Here is a 5498-nt window from a genome sequence, read left to right as displayed (position 1 = left end):
TCGCAGGGGACCGAGCCGGCCCGTGAGCCGAAGCCGGCCGGACGCGCGCGCGCGAACAAGCCCGCGCATCGTGACCGACCCGGGCGTCCGGGTCGCCGCCGCACCTCTCCGCTGCCCGTGGACAGGTCCGGGCCGGAGGCGCTCGCCGAGCTCGGCGTCCCCGCGGCGCACATCGCGCCCGCCGCGGTCGACCGGACGACGGCGATCATGACGTTCGCCGCCCACCTACCGCGACCCGTGGCGGCGCAGCTGGGCCCTGGGAAGGTCGTCGCCGTGCTCGGTGCCGCCGGGCCCGTTCGTGCCACGTGCGCGCAGATGGCGGCCAGGGCCGGGGACCACACGGTCGAGATCGTCCAGGTGACGGGCAGGCCCGCGCCCTCCGGGGAGTCGAAGCGGCAGCCACCCGGCCGACGTCGGGTCAGCACCCCACGGTCGGCGACGCGCCTGTGCCAGGACCACGCCGGGAAGCTCATGCTCCTCGCCGTCGAGGCCGGCCGCACCGAGGCCGAGCAGGAGACGGTCCTGGGCATCCTCCAGGTCTTCGCACCGGACCAGGTGTGGGTGGCTCTCGATGCCCGCGCTGACCGGCAGCGGCTCGAGGCTCAGCTGACGGACCTCCCGGTCCACCATGTCGACGCGCTCGCCGGCCAGCACGCCGAGGACGCACGGCACCCGGGCGTGCTGCTCGACCTGGGCGTGCCGTTGGCGTGGCTTGACGGGCTGCCCGCCACCGGCGTGGTCTGGGGCTATGTGCTGGCCGAGGCCGGGCGCCGGGCGCTGGCCGACGACGACGCACCGCGTGGACGAGCGACCCTTGCCGAGCCCGCGGAGCGTGGTGCGGCGCCCTCGACCGGCTCCGGCGTGCCGGCGACCGGCTCCGTCGACGCGCCGGCCACCGGCTCCGACGGAGCGCCGGCGACCGGCTCCGGCGCACCGGCCACCGGCGAGGCGACCGAGGAGTCGACGCGTGCGGCGCCGGACGACGGGACCGACGGGGCCGAGCCGACGCCTTGACGCTCGACGGGAGTCGGTGGCGGGTAGGGTCGAGGCGTGCTGGTGCTGAGTCGTCGGGTGGGCGAAAAGATCGTGATCGGTGAGGACATCGTCCTCACCGTGATCGACGTGCGCAACGACACCGTCCGGCTCGGCATCTCCGCGCCGCGGAGCGTCACCGTGAACCGCGCCGAGGTGCGCGAGGCGGTCGCCGCCGCGAACCGTGCCTCGGCCGAGGCCGGCGACGCCGCGCTCGAGTCGCTGCGCAGCCTCGGCCAGCCCGACCAGCACTGAGCCGGCCCGACGGGCCCGGGCCCGTTCGCCGAAACCTCAAGTCCGTTCACCCCCGGCCGATGAGGAGATTGCGCGCAGGAAGCGCGCGACCGGACTCATGGAGGTACACCGGTGGACGATATGGACGAGATCGTCCGCGAGTTTCTGGTCGAGAGCTACGAGAACCTCGACCAGCTCGATCAGGACCTCGTCGCGCTCGAGAGCAACCCTGGCGCGCGTGAGCTCCTGAGCAGCATCTTCCGCACGATCCACACGATCAAGGGCACCAGCGGGTTCCTCGCGTTCACCGACCTCGAGCGGGTCTCCCACGCCGGGGAGAACCTCCTCCAGGAGCTGCGCGACGGCAAGCGGGAGATGGACGGCCCGACGACGTCGGTCCTCCTCGCGATGGTCGACGCGGTGCGTGCCGTGCTGGTCGGCATCGAGGCCGGGGACGGGCGTCAGGTCGACGTCGACGTGGTGATCAACCGCATCGCCCGCCTTCAGGCGGGCGAGCCCACCGAGGAGGACGTCGCGGCCCCCGCCGCGACGTCGGCCACGACCGAAGCCACGGCCACGGCCGAGCCGGACGACGTCGAGGAGTCCGCCGAGTCGGCCAAGGCGGCCCCCAGCGCCGAGACGCCCGCCGCACCGGCCGCCGCGCAGGAGCCCGCCGCACCGGCCGCCGCGCAGGAGCCCGCCACACCGGCCGCCGCGCAGGAGCCCGCCGCCGCACCGGCCGCCGCGGCCCCCGCCGTGAGCGAGGCCCCCACCACGAGCGGGACCCCCGCCGATGCGCCGGGCGAGACCAGCCACCGCACCGCCGCAGACACGTCGATCCGCGTCGACACCGACCTGCTCGACACCCTGATGCGCCAGGTGGGCGAGCTGGTGCTGGTGCGCAACCAGATCGACCGGCTCGCCAACGACACCGGCAGCGTCAACCTCACGCGCTCCGCCCAGCGCCTCAGCCTCATCGCCGGCGAGCTGCAGGAGGGGGTCATGAAGACCCGCATGCAGCCCATCGAGCACATCTGGGCCAAGATGCCCCGCGTCGTCCGCGACCTCGCCAAGGGGCTCGGGCGTGAGGTGGGCCTCTCGATGGTCGGTGGCGACACCGAGCTGGACCGCAGCCTCCTCGAGGCCGTGAAGGACCCGCTGACGCACCTCGTGCGCAACGCCGTCGACCACGGCATCGAGGACCCGCCGGTGCGGGTCGCCGCCGGCAAGCCCGCTCGCGGCACCGTGACGCTGCGCGCGTACCACGCGAGCGGTCAGGTCATCGTCGAGATCTCCGACGACGGTGCCGGCATCGATCCCGTCAAGATCGGCCAGGCCGCCGTCCGCAAGGGTCTCAGGACGACCGACGAGATCGCCGCGATGGCCCCGGCCGAGATCCTCGAGCTGCTGTTCCTCTCGGGCTTCTCCACCGCCACCAAGGTCACCAACGTCTCCGGCCGCGGCGTCGGCATGGACGTCGTCCGGACCAAGGTCGAGGCCATCGGCGGTTCGGTCGACGTCGAGTCCGAGGTCGGCCACGGCACCACGTGGCGCATGCGCATCCCGCTCACGCTGGCGATCATGCCCGCGCTCACCGTGGAATGCGCCGGGGGGGTCTACGCGATCCCGCAGGTCAGCCTGCTCGAGCTGGTCGCGATCCAGGCCAGCGCCGCCCCGATCGAGTACGTCGGCACCGCCCCGGTGTACCGCCTGCGCGGTTCGCTGCTGCCCCTGATCTCCCTCGCGGACGTCCTCGGGCTGGAACGCGAGGAGCCCGACAGTGCGGTGATCGCGGTCCTGCAGGCCGACGACCAGCGGTTCGGCCTCATCGTGGACCGGGTCCTGAACAACGAGGAGATCGTCATCAAGGCGCTCTCCTCCCGCCTGAAGCAGATCGGCACCTACTCCGGCGCCACGGTGCTGGGCGACGGCGCCGTCGCGCTCATCCTCGACATCCAGGCGATCGCCCGGCGGGCCCTGGTGGGGGAGAGCGCCACCGTCGCGCGCCGTCAGGCGGCCGCCGAGGAGATCGAGACCCGCGAGGTCGACCAGCTGCTCGTGGTGGCGGCCGGTCCCGACCGGCACGTCGCCATCCCGATCGGCACCGTCACCCGGCTCGAGCGGATGCCGGCCGCCCGGGTCGAGCGCGTCGGGCACCGCGAGGTCATCCAGTACCGCGGCGAGCTGCTCCCGCTCGTCCGCCTGGACCAGCTGCTCGGCACCGCGTCGATGGCCGGGGACGAGATCCAGGTCGTCGTCTACAGCCGCAACGGCCGCAGCGTCGCCATGGTCGTCAGCGACATCGTCGACATCGTCGACGACGACGGCTCGCTGCGCAGCGACATCGACGACACGGGGCTGCTCGGCTCCACGGTGGTCAAGGAGCGGGTGACCGAGCTCCTCGACGTCCAGCAGGCCGTGCGCGCCGCCGACCCCACATTCTTCGACGGCCTCGACATCGAGGCATTCTCTTCCGAGATGGCAGGCATGTGATGAGCACCCAGTACGTCACCTTCGAGCTCGACGGCAAGCTCTACGGCATCGGTGTGCAGGACGTGCGCGAGGTGCTGCCCGCCCGGGCGCTCACCACCGTCCCGCTCGCCCCCCGCGACGTGGCCGGCCTGGTGAACCTGCGCGGGCAGGTCGTCCTCTCGGTGGACCTGCGCCGTCGCCTGAACCTCACGGTGAAGCCGGCGGACACCCAGATGATGGTCGTGGTCCAGGTCGGTGGCGAGGACATCAGCCTCCTCGTCGACGAGATCGGCGACGTCATCGAGGTGGCGGACACCCAGTTCGAGGCGCCCCCGCAAACCCTGCCCGCGCACCTGCGGTCGGTGATCACCGGTGCCTACAAGCTCGACGGCCGGCTCCTGCTCGCCCTCGACGTCGACGCCGCCACGGCCGCCTGAAGGGAGGACGCCCCCGTGACCGACCTGGCCCAGATGCCTGGCGACCGCCAGATCACCCGCCCGCGATCCACCGTCTGACCTCCCACGCGGTCGACCAGCATCCCCGAACGACCTGACCACGCCCGGCGGGTATCCCCGCCAGCACGCGCAGCGCCAGCGGGCCACCCATGCCCGTGCTCGAGAAAGCGAGACCATGCCCACTCTCACCGCCGTCGAGACCCCCACGCCAGCAGTACCGGTCGACGAGGCCGGAACACAGCGGGACACCACTCCTGCAGGCGGCATCCGCGTGCGGTCCGTGCGCACCAAGATCCTCGGTGTGGTGGCGGTGCTCGCCGTCGTCACGCTCGTGCTCGCCACGTACGCCGTGATGGCGCTGCGCACCGCCGCGAACGACGGCGAGGAGCTGGTCTGGATGCGGACGAATGTCGTGGCCGTGCTCAGCGACTTCGAGGTCGGGCTCGCCGAGGCGCAGCTCCTCGTCAGCGAGATCGAGGCGATGGGCCGCGACTCCGCCGATCTCGGCGCGGCCCTCGCGGACCAGGCCGCCAACGACGAGCTGATGGCCGGGTACGTGCCGGCGCTCTCCCAGAACCTGGTGGCCCTGCAGGGCTTCAGCGAGGGGCACGCGGTGAACTGGGCCGAGGTGCCCGGGCTCTGGGAGCAGTGGCGCCAGGTCCGTGACGCGAACCTGACGTATTTCATGGACAAGGGGCACATCCCGCAGACCCTCAAGGTCGAGTCCCGGGCCCTTCTCGACCAGATCGAGCCCCAGCTGGAGGACCTGACCGCCCAGACCACGGTGATCGCCACCGACATCGCCGACCAGACGTCGTCGAACACCTCCCGGGCAGTGATCATCATGATCGTCGCCGCGCTGCTCGGCGTGGTGCTCTCGGTCGTGATCGCTACCCTCGTAGCGAACTCCGTGCGCCGTTCCGTCGACGGCGTGCGTCGCTCGCTCCTCGCCATGGCCGACGGCGACCTCACGGTGCGCGCCGAGGTCCGCACCCACGACGAGCTCGGCGAGATGGCGACGGCCCTCGACGAGGCGCAGGACAAGATCTCGGGCTTCCTTCGCTCGATGAGCGACGGCTCGCACGTCCTCAGTGCCGGCACCGACAGCCTGGCGACCAGGGCCGGGCAGGTGGCCGCCGGCGCGGAGGAGTCAGCGACGCAGGCCGGGGTCGTGGCCTCCGCGGGTGCGCAGGTGTCGCAGAACGTGCAGTCGGTGGCGGCGGGGGCGGAGCAGATGGGGGCCTCGATCCGGGAGATCGCGCAGAACGCGAACGAGGCGGCGCGGGTGGCCGGTCAGGCGACCGA

The 5498-nt window shown here is 72.6% G+C and carries 4 protein-coding genes and 1 pseudogene; all 5 read left to right on the top strand.

Features of this window, described 5'->3' with window-relative positions; genetic code table 11:
- A pseudogene (locus ACYC1Z_RS13920) lies at positions 1-1014 on the top strand (hypothetical protein); the annotation flags it as partial.
- 36 nt (positions 1015-1050) lie between these two features.
- Entirely contained in the window at positions 1051-1287 is a 237-nt protein-coding gene (gene csrA, locus ACYC1Z_RS13915) for a carbon storage regulator CsrA (protein WP_461410121.1), read from the top strand.
- Positions 1288-1398: 111 nt separating this feature from the next.
- Positions 1399-3759, top strand: coding sequence for a chemotaxis protein CheA (locus ACYC1Z_RS13910; RefSeq protein ID WP_461410120.1), 2361 nt, complete (start codon positions 1399-1401; stop codon positions 3757-3759).
- Complete coding sequence (locus tag ACYC1Z_RS13905) at positions 3759-4175, top strand: chemotaxis protein CheW (protein ID WP_461410119.1); 417 nt, start codon at positions 3759-3761, stop codon at positions 4173-4175. Before ACYC1Z_RS13910 ends, ACYC1Z_RS13905 begins: the two co-directional genes overlap by 1 nt.
- Before the next feature lie 193 nt (positions 4176-4368).
- Positions 4369-5498, top strand: a 1130-nt coding sequence (locus ACYC1Z_RS13900) for a methyl-accepting chemotaxis protein (protein WP_461410118.1), incomplete at its 3' end; no start/stop codon positions are given.

It is taken from the genome of Georgenia sp., from assembly GCF_054605595.1.
This window is presented reverse-complemented; position numbering and strand designations above follow the sequence as displayed.